This window comes from Parasediminibacterium schistidii, from assembly GCF_046546515.1.
Lineage (GTDB): Bacteria > Bacteroidota > Bacteroidia > Chitinophagales > Chitinophagaceae > Parasediminibacterium.
This window is the reverse complement of record NZ_JBKHKJ010000034.1, coordinates 24,102-44,853: the sequence shown is the minus strand read 5'-3', so window position 1 is coordinate 44,853 and position 20,752 is coordinate 24,102. Positions and strand designations below refer to the sequence as shown.

Genomic DNA, 20,752 nt, shown 5'->3' with positions numbered 1-20,752 from the left:
GTTACATTTTTGTGCTTCCCTTTAACCCAGATTTGCAGTTGAAATCTATTGCAAGCCCCAACTACTTCAAACACAAACACTTGCTTTCATTTTTTGGCTTTATCAAAATTTACTATTTTTTCAACCAAAATTCGGCTAAAATGCTTGTCTTTATTGTATTTGAGCCTTTTATAACAAAGTCAACTGCAATGCCTGGGTTTAAGCAATACCAAATAGTAGTGAGGCCTCGCCAAATATATAGAAACAGGAATGTGCTAGCCAAACTATGCCCAGCCAGTTGTGCTGTGCCGCTTTCAAGATTAACTCCACTGTGGAATTGCAATTGGCTTTTTTCAAAATGTTTCTTCTATGGCCATTCACAGTTAGCTTGCTGATAAAAAAAGCCTCGGCTATTTGTTTGCTGTTGCTGCCTTTTAGCAGTTGCTGCAATACTTTTTGCTCCATCTTGGTAAAAATGCTTTTTTCTAAAAGGGGCGTAGCCAACTCCCTGCATACATCATAATAACTGGGTTCGCCATTAAGCCCTATGAAAGACAAGGTTGGGCAAGCATTTTTGTTCAAATGGCTAATGTCTGTATGCACAATCAACCTCCTTACAACCAATCCTTTTTCATTGGTTTGCAGGGCAACGCTTTCTTGTAAAAGACGTATAAATTGCCCATCATCTCTTTTTGCACGGAAGTCATAAGCCATTTTATATTTCATTGCGTTGCCGGGTGGCAACTTGGTTAAAAAATCTGTAGCCCTCAGTTCAAAATCGTCGAAATAAGGAAGGTCTTCCGGGTGAACCATAGAGGTTACTTGGCTAAACTTAAAATAGCTTGGTGCTATTAACCCTAGCACTTCTGTTACTGAAGGGCTTGCATATTCTATTTCTTTAGTATAACAATTAAAAATGTAGTAATAATAATTGCCAGGATGAAATATATCCATTAGTTTCTGATCTATTTCCAGCTCGAAAGGGAACCCATCCCCCACAGCGTGCTTGCCTATTTTGTGCCATGCTTCTTTAATGTCGCCGAATTTGTTAGTAGGCATATATTAATATTTTTAAACGAATGTAGCGATAGAGCCTTTCTTTTTGTTCAAAAACCTTAAATTCCCATGAAAAACACCTACTTGTAGGTGTTTTTTGTTAAAAACATTAACGATACCTTTACATTAAATATAAATGGCAAAGATGCACCAGATATTAGTATTATAGTCTGTGAAGCAAAGGCTAATACATCAATCAAGATAAAAAAGGATAAACTTCTGAATTGAGCAATATGGAAAAGCCAACAACTTCTAACTTTTATCTTGCGGCAAGAAAAATTTGGGAAACTGTTGTTTTTAAAGATGCACCAGAATCATTTGAATTAGAACTACAGTTAGAATTTCATAAAAGGCTGCTAAACATTTTCCAGGCTGGTAATTTTTATTAAGTATAAGTACGAAATTATCTTAATACTATTATTTGCACCTAATTCATAAATACAATAGCAAATTATGAGTTTGCAAGGAAAAAATAGTATTAAGTTAATTATGGCTGATTACTTACTTCATTTTTAATATACCTAAACTTGAATTTGAATGCATGAGCGAAGGGATAACTAAAGTATTAGGCTATGCTCCCGATGAAATGACACTTACGTTTTTTCTGGACAGGATACATCCAGATGATAAGTCTTATTTTTTAGATTACGAATCTAAAATTGCAAGTTTCTTTAAAAGCCTCCCTTTTGATAAAATAAAAAAATATAAAACGCAATACGATATTAGGGTGAGGGCAAAGGACGATAAGTATGTACGCATACTTCAGCAGGCGGTGCAGGTAGAGTATGACCAAAACAATTTTTACCGCACGTTTGATTTACAAACTGATATTTCACATATCAAGCAGGAAGGGCTTCCTACCTTTTCAATAATTGGCTTAGATGGTGAACCATCTTATTATAACATATCAAATACAGAAGAATTTACAAAATCATACGATTTGTTTACAAAAAGGGAAAGGGAAATTTTGAAATGTATTGTAGAAGGCAAAAATAGCAAAGCAATAGCCGAGGAATTAAACATAAGCATACACACGGTAAGCACCCACCGGAAAAACATACTGATAAAGGCAAATTGCAAAACTCCTGTCGATTTGGTAACCCAAGCCATTAATAAAGGCTGGATATAAACAGTGAAATATACCTAGCGCTAGGTATTTTTTAAGAGATAAGCTAATGATAGTTTTGTAAAAAATGAATAGTAGCAAATATGAACCAGTTTTTTTGAGATTATTCCTCGTTTCCTACTGGTAACCAGTGGTACTAAGACACTCACTGCTAGAGGAAAAGCAAATATAGCACAAGCAATTTTTTAATATAAACAACAAAAAACAAAATGAAAACAAACACCAACAACAGGTTCATGGCTGCCTTTACAGCCATATTATTATCAGTAGGCATTGCATCAGCACAGGCGCCCCAAGCTATCCCTTATCAGGCAGTGGTAAGAAACAATGCAGGCAATGTATTGGCAAACAAGAGCATTGGCTTGCGCTTTAGCCTAAGGGATGTTTCGGCAACAGGCACTGTTGTGTACCAGGAAGTACAAACGGCTACAACCAACGCCCTTGGTTTATTCTCGGTAAATGTGGGCCAGGGCACGCTTGGTTTTGGCTACAAGCCATTAACGGTAGTAAACTGGCAAACTGGAAATAAGTTTCTGGAAGTAGAAATTGACACCACGGGGGGAACAACGTACAAAAGCTTAGGAACGCAACAATTACTAAGCGTGCCCTATGCGTTGAATGCCAATAATGGCGTGCCAGCTGGAACTATTGTTGCATTTGGGGGGGATACTTCAAAAATCCCTTCGGGATGGATACTCTGCGACGGGAGGGAGTTAAGTACAACCGACACCAAATACGCCGCATTATACGATGCAATTGGCAGTGCCTGGGGTTCAACAGGAGCAGGCAAGTTTAATGCTCCCTACACTTTAGGTGAATTTTTAAGGGGAGTATCAAACGGGAATGGCTAAGACCCAGAAGTAAACTCCAGGGGAACTGTACTAAATTCAGGTGGTAATAAGGGAGATAAGGTTGGAAGTGGACAGGCCGATGAGTTAAGAAGCCATAATCATACTTTCGTTGCATCAATTACTAGTGCTAAAATTAGGGGTAGTGGTGGTTATGCAGCTGAAAATCCAGGTACTGGAACAACTTCAAATACAGGCGGCACTGAAACGCGCCCTATAAATGTTTATGTAAATTATATAGTTAAGTTGTAGTAGCCTGAACTGGGATTTGCTGTCTGAACTGGGATTTATGTGATTAGGATGATTAAAGGGATTTTATATGGACGATACTCATATTAATCATTAAAATCAAAAGAATCCAAGTTCAGACAAAGGAAGGTTAAATGAATTTTGACAAAGGTTGATAATCCTTTTTTCCGTTTAATCCTAAAAATCCAATAAATCCAGGTTCAGACAAGCAATAAGTTCTTTGACATATTGGTTTACACGTTTTTTATGGCTTTACGGCTGTGATTGTTTTAGGTGTTGTGTTTTAAGTTTGGAATTTATATATTAAAAAAAGCGTGTAAGCCAATTTGTTGCGAATAGGGCTTGCACGCTTTTTTTGTGCTTTGCATGCCAATTGACCCTAACGGGCTTATCAATAAAACAAACAAATTTAATTTAAAAAAACAATCATATAATGAAAGCATGTACCCAATTTTTCATCAGCCTGCTTGTTGCCTTTGGGGCAATGGGGCAAAGTACCAGCCCCACTGTGGTTTCCTCGGCGGGTGGTACCCTCACCGCTGGCGGGGTAAGCGTTTCTTACACGGTTGGGCAGCCCGCAGGCGTTACCCTTACTAGTGGCGGCATCACCCTTTCGCAGGGTTTTGAGCAGCCTACTTATGTAATAAGGGTAACACCCACCATCAGCATTTCAGTGCCGGCCACCACTATTTGCTCAGGCAGCAGTGCCACTTTCACGGCCCTTGCCACCAATGGCGGCACTAGCCCTGCCTACCAGTGGAAGAAGAATGGTATAGCTATTACTGGGGCCACGGCCAGCACCTATACCACGGCGGCAATAACCAATGGCGATTCCATTAGTTGTTCCCTTATCAGCAGTGCTGATAATGCCTACCCGAAAGCCGCAACCAGCAACACACTTTCCATGGGCATCAGCACCGCTGCCAATACCTGGACTGGTGTTACCAGCACCAACTGGGTTACGCCGGGCAACTGGTGCAGCGGCACCGTGCCTGCTAGCGGGGCAGATGTAACTATACCCGTGCAGGGCAGCGGCAGCTACCCTGTGCTTGCCGCCAACACCACCATAGGCAACCTTACTATAAATACAGGTGCAAGCCTAAACTTGAATGGCAAAATCCTTACCCTTACAGGCAGTACTACGGGTACTGGCTATATCAAAGGTTCGGCATCGTCAAGCATCATTGTAAATAGCACAAGCACGTCAGTATTGTATTTCAACCCATCCGGTACTGATTCTTTGCTGAATAGCCTCATCATCAATGGAACAGGCGGTGCCAAACTGGGCAATGGGTTAGGAATAACGAACCTGCTTACCCTAAATGCGGGCAACCTGAACCTGAATGGGCAGCACCTAACACTGAAATCAACCTCTATCGCCAGCACGGCAATAGTTGGTCCAGTAGCAGGTGGTGCTACCATAACGGGCAATGTTACAGTGGAAAGGTATATACCAAAAGGCTATAAGGCATTTAGGGAGCTAGGCACAGGTGGGGTTTATAACGCTGGCAGCATCTTTTCCAACTGGCAGGAAGGCGGCAGCAAGCCTGCTGGCTACGGCACATACATCACAGGAAATAAAAGCAATGCTTCTGGCTACAACGCCACCACGGGGCTGGACAATACCACTTATGGGTATTATGGCATGTACACTTACCCAACTTACCTGACGTTTGCGCCAGTAACCAATACAAAAACCACGCTGTTGGATCCCTACGCTGGCTATCACTTGGTGATATACGGCGACAGGACGGCCAACATATACGCCTCTAATTTCGATGCAAGCCCGTTGATGGCCAATGCCACAACATTGCGCACAACAGGGCAACTGGTAACGGGCACGGTAACCTTCAGCAGCACTGGCGTAACCGGCGCATATAATTCAAGCGTGGCAAGGATACTGCCATTGCACGACACGGGCAGCTTCATAGCTAACCCTTACCCATGCGCAATAGACTGGGAGGCACTTAGCAAAACAGGGCTGAGCAATTACTACTATTACTTTGACCCTACCATGCTTACCACGGCAGGCTACCAAGTTTTCGTGGCGTACAATGCCACTTCGCATACTAGTAACAACCCCTTATCTAAAATAAACCGCTATATACAGCCAGGGCAAGGTTTCTGGGTGCAGACCAACAGTAACACCACCACCACTAGGCAATTGGTGATAACCGAGGCTAACAAGGTAACTAACCAGCCATTAACAGCCATATTTGGGGCAGAAAAACCAGTAAGCAGGATAGCGGTTAGCTTGTGGAAAGATGCGGCAGGTATTGGTAACATCAATGTAGATGGAACGGTAGCCGCATTTGACGACAGGTTTACCCGCCAATACGGCGACGAGGATTCTCGCAAGATGCTGAACGAAAAGGAAAACCTATCCCTCGTGGAGGAAGCAGGGGCATTAGAACTGTCAATTGACGGCTTGCCTAGTCCGAAACAAGGGGATGTTCTTAGCCTGAAACTTTCCCAATTGGCGGCAAACACCATTTACCGCCTGCAAGTGGATGCAGGTATGTTTAAAGCAGAAGGGTTGCAAGCATACTTGCAGGATGCCTACCTTGGCAAGCAAATCGCCATCGGCAGCGATGCCACTGTTTATGAGTTCAGCTCCACAGGAGTGGCAACGGAAAGTAGCAATAGGTTCAGCATAGTGTTTGGCAAGGCCGCTGCAACTACACCAATAGCGGAAATTGGCATTAGCAAGCTGGTTGTTTACCCCAACCCTGCTAAAAACCACACTGCCAATGTGCAATTGGCCAACTTAGCAAAAGGCAGTTACACCATTTCGGTGTACAATGCCCTTGGCCAGCAGGTAATACTGAAAAACATCTGGCACAATGGTGGCACGGCCAGCTACCCCATGAGTTTAAAGGTAGCAAAAGGCGTGTTTACGGTTAAGGCCACGGATGCGGCTGGTAAAGCCATGTTGCAAACGCAATTACTGATAGATTAAACCTGGATTTTGCATTTGACTTCGTTATGAAAGGCTCAAATGCAATAAAGACAAGTATTTGAGCCGAATTTTTGGTCGAAAACATAGTGTACTATGACTAGGCCAAAAAATCAAGCAAATGCTTGTGTTTGAAGTAGTTGGGGCTTGCAATAGATTTCAACTGCAAAATCCGGGTTAAAGGAATGATTTTGCCCTGTCATGCTTCAAGCCTGGCAGGGCTTTTACTAAAATATTTAAATGGAGAACATGAAAAAGGATGCAACAAAATGGTTGTTGGCAATAGCCATAATCTTGGTTTCAACACAATTGCAAGCACAGTTTGGCGGTGGCGGAGGCACCCCCGGCGGCGGTGGTGCCGGTGGGGGCATACCCGCCACGGGTGGCGGGCCGGTTGTGCCGTTTGATGGCGGCATGAGCCTAATATTGCTTGCTTCTGGCGTTGGCTATGCAGCAAAACGGATAAAAAAGTTATCAATGTAATTGTTAATGGACAAGGGCAGCTAAAACAAATAGCTGCCCTTGTTTTAGGTAATCATTTTTATATATAACTAGACTATAAATGCCAAAGCATAAAGAAAAAAATACTAATACGAATGCGTTGTTGTTTATTGCCTTTTGGGTATCAGTTATAACAGAATGCGTGGCTTTGTACAAAAAGCAATACATAGTGTATAGCTTTTCCCGGGTATGGGTAGTGCCGGTGCTGCTAACAAGCATATTGCTATCGCCAGTTGTTAAAAAAGTTAGTTTTTATAGTTATGCAGGTTTGTTTTGTTCATTGTTTGCAGATATTTTTACCATCTTTGGCAATGATGATATAGCCTATATAGGGCTTAGTTTATACACAGCTAGTTACTTGGTATTTGGCTGTTATTTCCAGCAAATGAAGCGCAACCACAACTATAGCCATATCGTGTTTATAGTTGCGCTTTTACTACTTGCAGCAGTTAATTGCTTATGGCTATTTGTACCAAATCTAAGAAATGAAACTTATTATATGCAATTGGCACTGCACAGCGGTATCTTGGTATTTGCGGTATACACAATTCTTGATGCAAAAAAAAGAGTAAACCATCCCGCTATCGGCTTATTCCTAATTGCAGTGGGGTTTATGGTTATTACCAACGTTTTATACGGACTTGATTTACTTTATTTCCACAGGAAATATGCTATCATGGATTCGCTAGTTGGTTTAGGTGATGGGGTTTATTTGTTCTTGGCTACCAAGGCTGTTGTTTCCATTTCAAAAGCTGGGCTAAATGGTTAAATTTATAGAATTAGGCATACGGATGGATATTGTTGCTTCTCGAAGATTGTTAACCCTAGGGAAATCGCTTTTATAATTTCTCAATCCCCAAGGGATTGCATTAGTATAGCAAATTGGATATTTCGAGTTTTCTAAAAGCCCCGAAGGGGTGAAATTGTCAACAATTTCACCCCTTCGGGGCTTTGTTTATGAATATCTAGTATCTGGTTATATAATAATCCCATCCTTTCTGTATTATAAAATAAGGCGACAAATTTAAATTTTCTTAAAAAGTCAAACCTCTTTCATTATCCTATATTCATGAATAAAGGTCAATATGCTATTGTGCTTGTACATCTGGTAAAGTGCATTAAGTATTATCTATCCACATCCAATTGTTTTATAATTACAAAAAAGCAGTAATAGACAATTCCACTAATGTGATATTAATCATAGAATCCTTAAAATCGGGCTTATAAACATTGCGTATTTTAATTTCAATAATGTATCGGCTTGCCTATATAGCTGCATAATAAAAAAGAGGCTACCCTGCTGGGTAACCTCTTTTTATATTAAAGATAGACTTCAAAACATTAATACTTAGCTTTTAGCTCTACCCTTCTGTTCAAGGCACGCCCTGCAACAGTTTTATTGTTTGCAATTGGCCTTTCCAAGCCATAACCAATTGCATACAGGCGGCCAGCATCAATGCCCTTGCTTATGAAATATCCTTTAATAGCGTCAGCACGTTTCTGAGATATTTTTTGGTTAGCAATAGGGCTGCCTACATTGTCTGTATGTCCTTCTATTTCTAGTTTAAATGCTGTATATTTCTGCATTAGGCTTACTACCTGATCCAAAGAACCAAATGCTTTTGGCGAAATAGTACTGCCACCAGGCGTAAAGTAAATGCTTTTGGCCAATTCATTCATTTTGTTTTGAATTTCTGGGCAGCCATTATTTGCCTTGATACCAGGTTCATTAGGGCATTTGTCTTCTTCGTCGTTTATGCCATCACCGTCTGTGTCTGGTATTGGGCAACCATTATACTTGGCAATGCCTGGCACTGTAGGACATTTGTCATCTTCATCGTTAATGCCGTCTTTATCAGTGTCAGGTATAGGACATCCATGATATTTGGCTATTCCAGGAATGTTGATGCAAGAGTCTTGTTCGTCATTTACACCATCATTATCGGTATCGGGTATAGGGCAACCAAAGTATTTAGCTATGCCCGGAATAGTAGGGCATTTGTCCCTGCTATCTGGAATGCTATCTTTATCTGTATCCAACTCCACAATAGGTACTACTTTAGCCATCACTTTCTTCTTCAAGTAAAAAGCTGTACCAATGGAATATGTAAGGTTTTCTTTTGCTGGATTGCTTAAGCCCACCCTTAAAAGGGTTTGTGCAAACAAGAATGCACCTTCGCTTAGTTTAAACTGGACGCCGCCTCCTCCAGTTGCATAAGGGAAAAGCAAAGAGTTGTTATACATAGCTAGAGTGACACCACCTGTTAAATAGGGTACTACCATTTTGTCATCTGTGGCAAACTTGAAGTTTATAAGTGCATCACCTTCTAAGTATAACTTTTGAACGTTTTCTAAAGTATTATTTTTAAGTTTTGTGTAATAAAAATTGGCATCAGATTTCTTGTATTCTGTAATAGTAGCATCCAAGCCAACTAAAAAATCAATTTTTGGAGATAGGCCTTTACTTAAAAAACCAGTCAATCCAGGTGTAATAGGATTTTTCCAGCCTTGTGTATTATGACTGAAAATTTTTGCCGCAGTTGGGAAATCTTTTGCAAAAACAAAACCCCCAATGGTCAAAGGCCTAGTTAAATCGCCACTTGAACTTTTAGGGCTAGTAGTTTTTACGGTGGTTGCTGATGTTGTAACAGGTGCTGGTGTCGTTGTTTTAGGAACGGAACTTTGGCCAAAAAGACCTGCCGCTATAAAACTTGCCAATAAGGGTAAAACTGTTTTTTTCATAATCTTCTTTTAGTGTGTGTGTGTATTACTCGAAGTTTTCAATCAGCATTCTTTGAAATTAAGCTATCATTCTTTTTAGTTATTACTATGGTAATTATTTACTATTAGTACTACTTTTTTTTCGAATTTTAAGGATAATTTAATTAGGAATGCACATTTAAAATTAATAGACAAGTGTTTTATCTTTTTGGCTGCAAAAACGTAGAATTTTTTTTACACATTTAATCTATTTGATAGTCTTTTTTCTATAATTTATAATATAACATATTTATACTTAATGTGAAAACTCATTTTGACCAGCAAGTTTTTACATCTAGCCTATGCTTAGTGCATTGCTTTTTTCTATATTTAAATCATTTTTTACTGAATTTTAATTTTATTTAGCACAGATTATTTATCTTACCTTTTTAAAACAAACCTTCTATGATTCTAAGAAATAAAATGAAAACCACCATTGTAATTTTAATGTTTTTTATGGTTGCTGCAAACATCGCCGCAATTTCGCCAAGTACAGAAGTGCAACCTAAAAAAAGGAATCTGAAAGTGCTGCCGGCAAATATTAGCCATGATAGCCTAGACCAATTGATGGATGAGTACAAGCATTCGCTAAGCGTAAGTTGTGGCTATTGCCATGCGCGCTCTAAAGCCAATCCTAAAAAACTAGATTTGGCAAGCGATGACAACCCTATAAAAGAAGTTAGCCGTAAAATGATATTGATGACCAATGAAATGAACGACAAATACTTGCATAGTATTAGCCACCAACCATCAGATAGCTCAGCAGTGCAAGTGGTTACCTGCAATACATGCCACAGAGGCCATGCAAAGCCAATAGTGCCAAGTATAGAAGGCAAATGAAAATAGTATAGTAGTATAATTACAAAAGCCACTTTCAAATTTCACTTTTTAGTAGAAATTTAAAAGTGGCTTTTATGTTTAATGGCCTTTGAGTCTTACTTGAAATCAATTAGTTCTACATCAAAAATTAGGGTGCTGTTTGCCCCTATTTGTGCACTTATCTGCCTGTCGCCATAAGCAAGGTTAGGGTGTATGAAAAACCTGAACTTGCTGCCTGCTGGCATCAACTGCAAGCCTTCTGTCCAGCCTTTTATTACCCTGTTCAAAGGAAAAGATGCAGTTTGCCCACGGTGTACACTGCTATCAAACACAGAACCATCTAGCAAAGTGCCGTGGTAGTGGCAAGTAACCGTGCTGCTAGACAATGGTTTGCCACCAGTGCCAAGGATCAAAACTTCATACTGCAAGCCGCTTTCAGTTTCAGTTACTTCGGGCCTTAATTTGTTTGTGGCCAAAAAATCTTCGCCAGCCTTTAGGTTGGCAGTAATTTTGTCTTCACGTAACCCAGCTAATTTATCAGCGATACCCATAATGATTATTTTCTGCGAAAGTAGGCCAGTCATGGCATTTATTTTGAAAAAAAGGGAATATTTAATGATGATTTATGAATGATGAGTTATGTATGAGTGATAGGGAGAGCGAAAATTGAGGCTAAGTGATACTTTTAAAATAATTTCCCCCATTCAGGTTAGTTTCTAAAAAATAATTTAACCACAACGAACACAAAAATTTTTGCGCAAAGAAGCTCAAAGAGAAGGGTGCATTTCAAAATTTCGTTTTTTTATTGTTTTCAATATATTTCAACTGCAAAATCTAGGTTTAAAAAGTATCCTATATGGGGGAAATTTTGGATACTCATGGGGGAATATTTCCCCCATATAGGATTTTTATTTTGGACTATATACCTTTTAATGTCAATTTTACATTAAAGGAGGAACTACGGGCATCTTGGCCTTGCCTCTCGCATCTGATGTTAGTTGGTTTAGGAAAATAATAATCCACTACCAAAATCTTATCAGTTTCTTATCAATAAATTATCATTCTACTATAGTAAAACTATCATTCCATTATCAATACATTATCGTAAAATTCACTTAAATTATAATAAAAAATGAGACTTAAAAAACACAAACAACTGAATATCAATGAGTTATAGGCAAAAAGGAGAAATAGAAAAAAAATAAATCACTTAAAAACAGAAAATAAGCCATTCCAAATCTTCGCTTAGTTCTTCTTATTCCCTCGTTTGTTCTTGCCCCCCTCTCCTTGTTCTTGCTCCCTCTCCCTTTGTAGAGGGTTGGGGTGGGGTCGGGAATAGGGTACGCCTATCACCATCAATTATCTATCTTGCTGGAAAATAAAAAAGGGAATAAAAAGAGAAGATTTGAAATGCACCCAAAGAGAATCTAGTTTAAGGTAAAACGGTTCACTTTAAGGACACAAAGGACAACGAAAAAAGGTTGATAAAATGAAAAAAATCTTATTCGGGAATGGATAAAGTTATTTAAAAATATTTCTAATCTATCAATTAACAAAGTTCCACCAGATGCCTACATGCGTCCACAGCCCTGTTGCTGGGTAATCGACTAGTTTAAAATTGTAATGGTTGAAAGAAAAGCCTTTGCTTGGACTTAGCGTATTTAAGTTTTCAAGCCTCACAAAGGCCTTAAAGCTCCTGATACGGAAGTGGAAAAAGAAGTTAACATCGGGCCTGTTGCTAAGTGTATAATTGTCCTGATAAAAAAATTGTCCTGTAAAAGGGGAATAGTTTGGTGCTTTGTAATTGCTTAGGTATCGGATTTCAAACCCTGTTGAAAGGAATAAATTAGTATAAAAATTACCCTCATACGCTATCCTGTGGCGGGTAATTAATTGTGGCATATTCAATGGTGCGCCTCCAGTAGCCTGTTGCAAATGGAGCTCGGCATAATAGTGCCAATGTTTGCTCAAATCAAACCGTTTTTCGCCATAAACATGCAGTACGTTAAATAAAGTAGCATCTTGTTTCACGGTAAAAAAACTATCGCTATAGGCGTAATTGTTTACCAAGTAATAATCACCCCCTAGTTTTACCTTGGCCAAGGGGTTTTCATAAACGGCAAACAAATGGATGGTGTTTTCTTTCTTGAATGTCTGGTGTAGCTGCACTGGTAAACTGGTGCTGTTGCTATAAATAAACGATGGCGTTTTGTTTACATTTTGAAAACCTAGTTGCAAGCTGCCTATTGTTTTACTCAGTTGCCTTTTCAGACTTATATATGCTTGATAATCGCCGCCGTTCAAGCCATTCAGGTACAATTGACCATTGGCAATTATGTCCCATATATTGTTCCTTGTCCTGTTCCTGTATTCGCCAACCAACGAGACATTGTAATAAGTATGCGAAATGGTGTCGTTGCCTTTATAAAACAGGTTTTGTATAATGGCACCCACTTTGGCATACTGGCTTTGGTTGTTTTTATCTGGGAAAGAAATAAGGCTAAATTCATTGCTCAGTTTTGTCCATTTGTCTTTAAACATGATGGTATCCACGCCATTGGCACTAGGATTAGCAATTGCATAATTAAAATACTGCTTATAAACACTGTCCACGGCGGCATTGTCCATAAACATGTACTCATTGCTTGTGAACAACAACGTGTGCTGCATCCTGAAACGTGGGTAGAACAAATGATAAGTTACAGAATCTGTAACCAAAGAATCTTTAGTACCCAAATCGTACTGGTGTCGGTACATGATATTGGTTTCCTTGTAGATATTGCCTGTATTAACCTTGGTATTAAAAGGGTTGGTGTTAAAAAGTATTGGACTACCCAATCGGGTATCTATTTCATAAGGGTTGCCTAAAGCAAGGCTATCCAACTTTCCTTTATCAACCAAGCCCCCGTTTTCTGAGCTGGCGTGTTTGTTAGATAAATAGATAAAAAAAGATTCATACCGCTTATTGGGCGATTGGTAATGGGTAGCAAACCTAACATTGTTGTGACTTGCATTCTGGGTGCGGTACAAGCCTGGGGAATTGGAAAAACGGTATTCAAGCGAAAAGTTAAAATTGTTCTTCCTGTTTTGCGTGTGGGTAAAATTGATCAGTTGCTCGCTTTTGCTCCCTAGCAAATAGCCCAGCTCGGTAAAAGGGCGGGTTGTTTGGTAAAACTTGGTGTTCTCTATGGTGAATTTATACAAATCGTATTGATGGAAGCCAGCATCCCAGCCTGCTTTTAAGCCAGGGCTAAATAGCAACGGTCTTGCGGCAGTACCTAGATTGCCTAAATCTTCGTAAGTGTAAGGCACAGGAAAACGTTTATTGAAGTCATTTAAGGACGAATCGAGCGTTCGTGTACGGGTAGAATCGAAATATCGGTAGTAAATCGTAATGGAATCTACAAATTTGTCCCTGTGCTGGAGGGAGTCTTGTTTGTTGGTTTTTTTAATAGGCCTTCCTTGGTTATCGTAGGCAACACCAGTGTTGCCATCGCCTTGCGTATTCCCCGTACTAGTGCGTTGGGCAGATGCCTCGGCACGAGCCAAGCCTATTAAAACAGTTAAATAAACGAATACTTTGCCCAATAACCTCATTCAAATAATATAATGCTGCAAAGTAAATGGAAGTTATGAGTTATGAATTATAAATTATGAGTTTTAGAAGTCGCTTACTTACTTATGACTTACGACTAAAGAATTAATAACTGCTTGTGGTAAAAAAGGCGAAGCATCGCCTCCGTTTTTTAATATATCCCTTACAATGGTAGAAGCTACTGAGGTATATTTAGGCTCGCCAGTTAAAAAAACGGTTTCTATATTTCTATCTAAAGTGCGGTTGGCATCGGCAATGGTTTTTTCGTATTCAAAATCGCTTACATAGCGTATGCCCCGGAGTATAAAGTGGGCATCTATTTTTTTGCAGAACTGAACCGTTAGCCCCTCGTAAATGGCACTTTCCACACGGGGTTGATCTTTGTATATCTCATTAAACCATTCCAGCCTTTGTTCTGAAGAAAACATGGGGCTTTTAATTGCATTGATGCCAATGCCTATATAAATTTTATCAAACAAAGGCAACGCCCTGTTTATAATATCAATATGCCCTAGTGTTACGGGGTCGAATGTGCCGGGGAATAAACATATACGCATATAGAAAAGATTAAGAGCCAACCCTCCTGTTCCTAAAGGGAGGGCTTTTAAGCCTCCCCTATTATGAGATTTAGGATTAGTTTCAAAGGTAAGGATAATAAAAATATTAGGGCTTCTTTGAGCCTTAGCGCCTTCATGGCTCAATACTAATATTAAGGTCGCAGCAAATACAATACTGCCATCCTAACCGCCACCCCATTTTCAACTTGGTTCAGGATTATGGAATTGCTGCCGTCAGCCACATCGCTGTCTAGTTCTACCCCCCTGTTAATGGGGCCTGGGTGCATGATGGTTATTTCTTTGCAAATACTATCCAGCAGCTTCCTGCTGATGCCATAGGCTAGGTTATATTCCCTAAGTGATGAAAACAGTGGCTGGCTTTGCCGCTCAAGCTGTATCCTCAGCACATTGGCTACATCGCACCATTCCAAGGCAGCTTTTACATTGTATTCTACTTTTACGCCCAATGCTTCTTTTATATATTTGGGTATTAGCGTTGGCGGCCCTGCTACCATTACCTCTGCGCCCATTTTTTTCAGAAGGTAAATATTGCTTAGTGCCACCCGGCTGTGCATGATGTCGCCAATAATGGCCACGTTCAATCCTTGCAAGGAGCCGAATTTTTCCTGCATGGAAAAAGCATCCAGTAATGCCTGCGTGGGGTGCTCGTTAATGCCGTCTCCCGCATTCACAATAGCTGCATCTATTTTTTTAGCTAGAAAGTGCGGGGCGCCGCTTGCACTGTGCCGCATCACTACCATGTCCACCTTCATGCTTAGGATATTGTTCACCGTGTCTAAAAGCGTTTCGCCTTTTGCCGCCGATGAGCCGCTTGCAGAAAAATTCAGTGTATCAGCACTTAGCCGTTTCTCCGCCAATTCAAAGCTCATACGAGTACGAGTAGAATTTTCATAGAACAGGTTTACAATCGTTACGTCTCGCAAAGAAGGAACTTTTTTCACTGGTCTTTGCAACACATCTTTAAAATCTGCCGCAGTAGAAAGTATGGTTTCAATATCTTCCTTTGTAAGGTGTTTTATACCCAGTAAATGCTTAGTGGAAAGGTTCATTAAAATGCGAAATTAAAGGAAACGCTGAACAAATCATAAACTGATGTTACGCATTTTTATGCACATTTATTTTTTATTACATAGGCACATAGCTGAAAGAAAACGCTTCGCTTGCATAAGGCCACAAAGACTTGCAAAAATCCAAATGTTATTTTATGAAATGAAGCCTATTTTGCCAATCCTAACTAAATGACCTTGTATTCTTTTTCAAATCTATGTGCCTAGTGTGCTATGAGGTGAGTAGTAACCGAACGTGGTATGCCAATTATGCACTAAGCTCATTCATGATCCCCATTATTGCTCCAAAACCTGGCCTGCTCCATACATCTTCCTGCATACAAGCTGCTTTCAATTCATGCAAAGCCTTGGTATTTTCGTTGGGGGCAGTAAGGTTTAGTAAGTCTTCAAGCAGGCAACCAAAAGCAAACACTTCAATGCGTTCCAACAAATAACTGATCTGTGTTTCCGTTGTGGCATAAACAGTTGCGGCACCAAAATCACCAATTAGTGTGTGGGCATCAGGGTTTGTAAGGATATTGTGGGCGTATAAATCGCCGTGCATAATACCTCTATTGTGTAAATGTGCTGCTACAGAGGCGATAGAGGTAGCAATGATGATAGTTTCTTGCTTGGTAAAGGATATGCCTTCGGTAAATACATCCCTGGTGCAGGTTGCAAAACTAGGTGGCTGCCCAAGGTTGCGGTAAATGGGTGGTATTAAACCCAAAACCAATCCTTTTTGTTGGGCAGGGTGGTTGCTTATTTTGCCAAACAGGTTTACCAAATTGGGGTGCGTGCCTGCCAATAAGCAGGCATCCATTTCGTGTTCCGGCAGGCCGTCGCTGGTTAATTCGCCTTTAAACACTTTTACGGCCACGGTTTGGGTTGGGCTGCTGTCCTGTTGCCATATTGCTTTGCTAATAATACCCGATGCGCCTTCGCCCAATTGTTTTGTTACTGTTAATGATGCCCAGTCAATGCTTGCAAGCTCAGCTTTATTATCGACATTTTCCTTACAAAAAGGGTTGCCTGAAAATGCCAGCCATGCCAGTTTGGGCATTTGCAACAGCCAATCTGGTAAACTTTCTAATTGGTTGGCAGAAATGCGCAGCAAAGCAAGGTTTTTGCAATTGGATAATTCTACGGGAAGTTCTTTTAAACAATTGCCCGCCAGCATCAGCTTTTCCATCCGTTTGCAGTTGCCAATAGAAGCAGGCAGTTTTTCCAGCTTGTTATTGGTCATGATAAGCCAGCGTGAGTTTACTGGCAAGGCATTTTCGCTTATGGTGGTTATTTTATTAGCTTTAAAACCAATCATTTCTAATTGTGGGCATTGACCCAATATTTCTGGGAAGATGGTAAATTGATTGTTGGACAAGAACAATATTTTTAGCTGTTGTAACTTTGCAAAGTCATCAGGCAGGACAGAGAGGTTGTTGCCAGACAAGTCGAGTATTTCCAGCGTATCGGCCAAATCGAATATTTCGGGTGATAATGTAGTAAGCCCACAGCACAATTTGATGGTGGTACTGCCTTTTAGTTTGCCTGATTGTAATTGCGCTAAAGTTTGCATAGAAATCTATTCTTTGATAATATGCAAATAACGTGTAATAGACTATGCAATCCCAATATGCTAATTTTCACTACGACTTCAAAAAATACTTACATGGCAAAGAACCCCTACTTATAACATTTATCAAACCTACTTATCAGTAACATTGCAACTATAAACAGCAGCACTGAAAAAAGGTATCGCAATATTAATATGGGCTTTGTTGGGCATGGGTACAGGCAATGCCCAATTATCGAACATGCATACCAAAAAAATAAAAGCAAGCGGTATCGTTCAGCTAGACAAGCTGAGCATTGTGCCTAACACGCTTTTTATTAAAAACTTAGATACTTTTTTCTATTCCATTGACTATATAAAAGCCACCATCCGCTGGAAAAAAAAGATACAGGCAGATAGCGTTTTGGTTACTTACCGCACGTTCCCTTTTGCGTTTACCACCCCTGCCAGGCGTTTTAACTACGATAGCGTGAGCAATAATTTTATTGCCCATGGTACCACATTTTTCCAAGGCAATGCGGGCAATACTGGCAATGGGTTGTTCGACTTTGGGGCTGTCAACTACAACGGTAGCTTTGGGCGCAGCCTAAGTTTTGGCAATAGCCAGGATGCAGTATTCAACTCACAATTAAACCTGCAACTAAGCGGCATTATCGGCGACAGCATAGAGATAGCGGCTGCCATAACCGACAACAACATACCCATACAGCCAGACGGCACCACACAGCAATTGAATGAGTTTGACAAGATATTACTACAGTTTAAAAAACGCAATTGGGAGCTGGACTTAGGCGATATAGACATAAGGCAGGACAATAATTATTTCCTAAAATTTTACAAGCGGCTTCAAGGCGTATCGTACCAGCAAAAAACAAAAATAGGGCAGGAGGGGAGCAATAAATTGCTGCTAAGCGGTGCTATAGCCAAAGGGAAATTTACCCGCAATATTTTTCAGGGCAGCGAGGGTAACCAAGGGCCTTACCGCCTGCAAGGGGCCAACAATGAATTGTATTTTGTAGTGCTGGCCAATACGGAGCATGTTTTTATTGACGGGCAATTGTTGCAGCGTGGTGCAGACCAAGACTATACCATCAATTACAACACCGCAGAGGTAACGTTTATGCCCAAGCGGATGATAACCAAAGACACGAGGATACAAGTGGAATTTGAATATGCCGACCGCAACTTCCTGAATAGTTTGTTATACGCCAATGACGAAGTAAAGTTGAACAAACGGCTAACGCTTGCCGTTGGGATATACCAAAACGCCGATGCCAAAAATTCGCCTATTAACCAAGCGCTTGACTCCAACGAAACCCGTTTCCTTCAAAATATTGGCGACAGCATCCAGAATGCTTTTTATCCTATTGGTAGTATCGACACGTTTAATATTTCTAAAATAATGTATGCAAAGCGGCCAATAACCAACAGCACCGATTCTTTCTATCAATATTCAACCAGTCCAGATAGTGCTAGGTATGTGTTGAGTTTTGTAGAAGTAGGTGCCAATAAAGGCAATTATGTGCCTTATTTCAATGGGGCAAATGGGAAGGTTTATCAATACCTGCCGCCAGTAAACGGTGTGCCACAGGGAAATTTTGAACCTGCCACCTTCTTGGTTACCCCCAAAAAGCAACAACTGGTAAACCTAAGCACTACTTATACAATTAATGCAAATACAAGTGTACAAACAGACGTGGCTGTAAGCAATTATGATGCAAATACATTTTCTACCAAAAATAAAAGTGATAACACCGGTCTTGCAACTAGGTTGCTGCTAAACCATGCTGGCAAGTTCCATTTGGATGGAAAGCCCTTGCAGTACAACACAACTTTGGGCTATGAAAATATTGGCAAGCAGTTTACGCCCATAGAACGGCTGCGGTCGGTAGAGTTTGCACGGGACTGGGGGCTGCCGCTTGGCACAAAAAGTGCCACTGAGAAATTGCAGAGCATGGCCATGCAAATAAAAGACAGCAATAACAATTCGTTCCAGTATTCCGTTGCAGGATATATAAGAAGCGATGCCTACAAAGGCATACGCCAAACTATGCAGCATATACATGCCTTTAAAGGCTGGAAAACAAATGCAGGCATTAGCCTTACCAACAACAACAATGCAGGTGCAAAAGGGTATTATTTCAAGCCTTCCATAGACATAAATAAAATATTACCGCATTTGGGTAATATGATTATTGGTGGGGGGTATGTGATGGAGCATAATGTGCAGCGCATTGCAGGGGCAGATTCATTATCCACAAATAGTTTCGACTTTGATATTGTAACCGCATACCTGAATAGCAACCCCCAGAAACTAAACAAATGGAGCTTTACCTATACCACACGAAGCGACAAACAAGCATACCAACAAGGATTTTTACAAATAGACCGCAGCCATAATTATAATTTCCAGCTAGAGCTATTGCAAAACAAAAAACAGCAATTGCAGCTGAATGCCACTTACCGGAAATTGCAGGTGTATAACAAAAGCATTACCAACCTCACGGCCGATAATAGCCTTGTGGCCAGGACCGAGTATAGTTTTAATGGGCTGAAAGGTTTTATATCGGGCAATACCTTGTACGAAATAGGGGCAGGGCAGGAGCAGCAGCGCGACCTAAGTTATATACAAGTGTCGGCAGGGCAGGGGCAGTATGCTTGGATAGATTATAACAACGATGGCATACAGCAGTTGAACGAGTTTGAATTTGCCCGATTCTCGGATCAAGCAAAATACATTAGGATATACACGCCTACCAATGTGTATATCAAAAGCAATTACACGCAGTTCAATTACAGCGTGATGCTAAGCCCAAAAGCTTTGGCAACTGGCATAAAAAACAAGTTTTTGAAAAACATACTAAGCCGCATCAATACCCAGTCTGCCCTGCAAACAGGCAAAAAGGTATTGGCACAAGACAACCCTGTTTTTAACCCCTTTAATGGGAAAATTGCCGATACTGCATTGATAACTTTGAGGGATGTATTGAGCAATACCCTTTCCTTCAACCGTTCCAGTAGCATTTGGGGCGTTGACATAAGCAACATACTAAACTATACAAAAAACCTGCTGACCTACGGCTTTGAAAGCAACCAGCTAAGTGAGTGGAGCGTGAAAGGGAGGGTAAGTTTCAACAGGAAATTTACATTGGATTTTCAGCAGAAAATAGGCAGCAACGATTCCCGAGCGCCATCTTTTGCCAATAAGAATTATTCGCTGAAAACCATTTCTACCGAGCCTAGGTTTACCTACAACAACGGAACACTATACAGGCTATTGGTGAGCTATCTGTATCTAAAAAAACAAAATAGCCAAGAATATGGCGGGGAACAATCAACCAGCAATTCCCTAACGCTTGAAACTAAATACAATGCCGTGCAAAATACCAGCATTACGGCAAAGTTTACCTACAACAATATCAGCTATGTAGGTACTACCAACAGCACCGTTAGCTATATCATGCTAGACGGGCTGCTGCCAGGCAAAAACTACTTGTGGAACATAGAGCTAACCAAACGCCTCATCAATAACCTAGAGCTTAGTTTTAGCTACGAAGGCCGCAAACCCGGCGAAACAAAGGTTATCAATATTGGGCGGGCAAGTTTAAGGGCGTTATTGTAAGATAGTGCCAAAAAAGGCTGCGCATAATCTGCACAGCCTATAAT

15 protein-coding genes are annotated in these 20,752 nt (G+C 40.5%); 8 read left to right on the top strand and 7 right to left on the bottom strand.

The features are described 5' to 3' along the window. Positions 1–198: 198 nt before the first annotated feature. A complete protein-coding gene (locus ACHFIY_RS16680) occupies positions 199–1,038 on the bottom strand; it encodes a LuxR C-terminal-related transcriptional regulator (RefSeq protein ID WP_410847256.1) in 840 nt (279 codons plus the stop codon). Positions 1,039–1,268: 230 nt separating this feature from the next. On the opposite strand from ACHFIY_RS16680, the gene ACHFIY_RS16675 reads away from it, so the two are divergent. The 6 genes from ACHFIY_RS16675 (at position 1,269) to ACHFIY_RS16650 (ending at position 7,484) form a co-directional block, all read left to right on the top strand. Then, entirely contained in the window at positions 1,269–1,424 is a 156-nt protein-coding gene (locus ACHFIY_RS16675) for a hypothetical protein (protein WP_410847255.1), read from the top strand. Positions 1,425–1,576: 152 nt separating this feature from the next. Continuing rightward, positions 1,577–2,164, top strand: a complete 588-nt coding sequence (locus tag ACHFIY_RS16670; RefSeq protein ID WP_410847254.1) for a LuxR C-terminal-related transcriptional regulator — start codon at positions 1,577–1,579, stop codon at positions 2,162–2,164. Positions 2,165–2,370: 206 nt separating this feature from the next. After that, positions 2,371–3,012 carry a tail fiber protein gene (locus ACHFIY_RS16665; RefSeq protein WP_410847253.1) on the top strand — a complete coding sequence of 214 codons (642 nt, stop codon included), beginning with the start codon at positions 2,371–2,373 and terminating at the stop codon, positions 3,010–3,012. Positions 3,013–3,691: 679 nt separating this feature from the next. Then, positions 3,692–6,217: a DUF8693 domain-containing protein gene (locus tag ACHFIY_RS16660; RefSeq protein WP_410847252.1), complete on the top strand. Its 2,526-nt coding sequence runs from the start codon at positions 3,692–3,694 to the stop codon at positions 6,215–6,217. Positions 6,218–6,463: 246 nt separating this feature from the next. Then, a complete protein-coding gene (locus ACHFIY_RS16655; RefSeq protein ID WP_410847251.1) occupies positions 6,464–6,697 on the top strand; it encodes a hypothetical protein in 234 nt (77 codons plus the stop codon). Positions 6,698–6,776: 79 nt separating this feature from the next. Next, on the top strand, positions 6,777–7,484 hold the full coding sequence (locus ACHFIY_RS16650; protein WP_410847250.1) for a hypothetical protein: 708 nt from the start codon (positions 6,777–6,779) through the stop codon (positions 7,482–7,484). A gap of 572 nt (positions 7,485–8,056) precedes the next feature. On the opposite strand, the gene ACHFIY_RS16645 is transcribed toward ACHFIY_RS16650, so the two are convergent. Further along, positions 8,057–9,457, bottom strand: coding sequence for an OmpA family protein (locus ACHFIY_RS16645; protein WP_410847249.1), 1,401 nt, complete (start codon positions 9,455–9,457; stop codon positions 8,057–8,059). Positions 9,458–9,880: 423 nt separating this feature from the next. Here ACHFIY_RS16645 and ACHFIY_RS16640 point away from each other — a divergent pair, with 423 nt between their 5' ends. After that, positions 9,881–10,315, top strand: coding sequence for a c-type cytochrome (locus ACHFIY_RS16640; RefSeq protein WP_410847248.1), 435 nt, complete (start codon positions 9,881–9,883; stop codon positions 10,313–10,315). Positions 10,316–10,410: 95 nt separating this feature from the next. Here the strand turns inward: ACHFIY_RS16640 and ACHFIY_RS16635 are convergent, their stop codons facing one another. From ACHFIY_RS16635 to ACHFIY_RS16615, 5 genes are all read right to left on the bottom strand, one after another. Beyond that, positions 10,411–10,878, bottom strand: coding sequence for an FKBP-type peptidyl-prolyl cis-trans isomerase (locus ACHFIY_RS16635; RefSeq protein WP_410847247.1), 468 nt, complete (start codon positions 10,876–10,878; stop codon positions 10,411–10,413). 961 nt (positions 10,879–11,839) lie between these two features. Next, a complete protein-coding gene (locus ACHFIY_RS16630) occupies positions 11,840–13,891 on the bottom strand; it encodes a putative porin (RefSeq protein ID WP_410847246.1) in 2,052 nt (683 codons plus the stop codon). A gap of 78 nt (positions 13,892–13,969) precedes the next feature. Next, entirely contained in the window at positions 13,970–14,446 is a 477-nt protein-coding gene (gene coaD / locus ACHFIY_RS16625) for a pantetheine-phosphate adenylyltransferase (protein WP_410847245.1), read from the bottom strand. A 152-nt stretch (positions 14,447–14,598) separates the two neighbouring features. After that, positions 14,599–15,516 (bottom strand): aspartate carbamoyltransferase catalytic subunit, encoded by a 918-nt coding sequence (locus ACHFIY_RS16620; protein ID WP_410847244.1) that lies wholly within the window; start codon positions 15,514–15,516, stop codon positions 14,599–14,601. 265 nt (positions 15,517–15,781) lie between these two features. Next, a complete protein-coding gene (locus tag ACHFIY_RS16615) occupies positions 15,782–17,089 on the bottom strand; it encodes a leucine-rich repeat-containing protein kinase family protein (RefSeq protein WP_410847243.1) in 1,308 nt (435 codons plus the stop codon). Between the two features lie 208 nt (positions 17,090–17,297). Here ACHFIY_RS16615 and ACHFIY_RS16610 point away from each other — a divergent pair, with 208 nt between their 5' ends. Continuing rightward, entirely contained in the window at positions 17,298–20,708 is a 3,411-nt protein-coding gene (locus tag ACHFIY_RS16610) for a DUF8818 domain-containing protein (RefSeq protein WP_410847242.1), read from the top strand. Positions 20,709–20,752 lie beyond the last annotated feature (44 nt).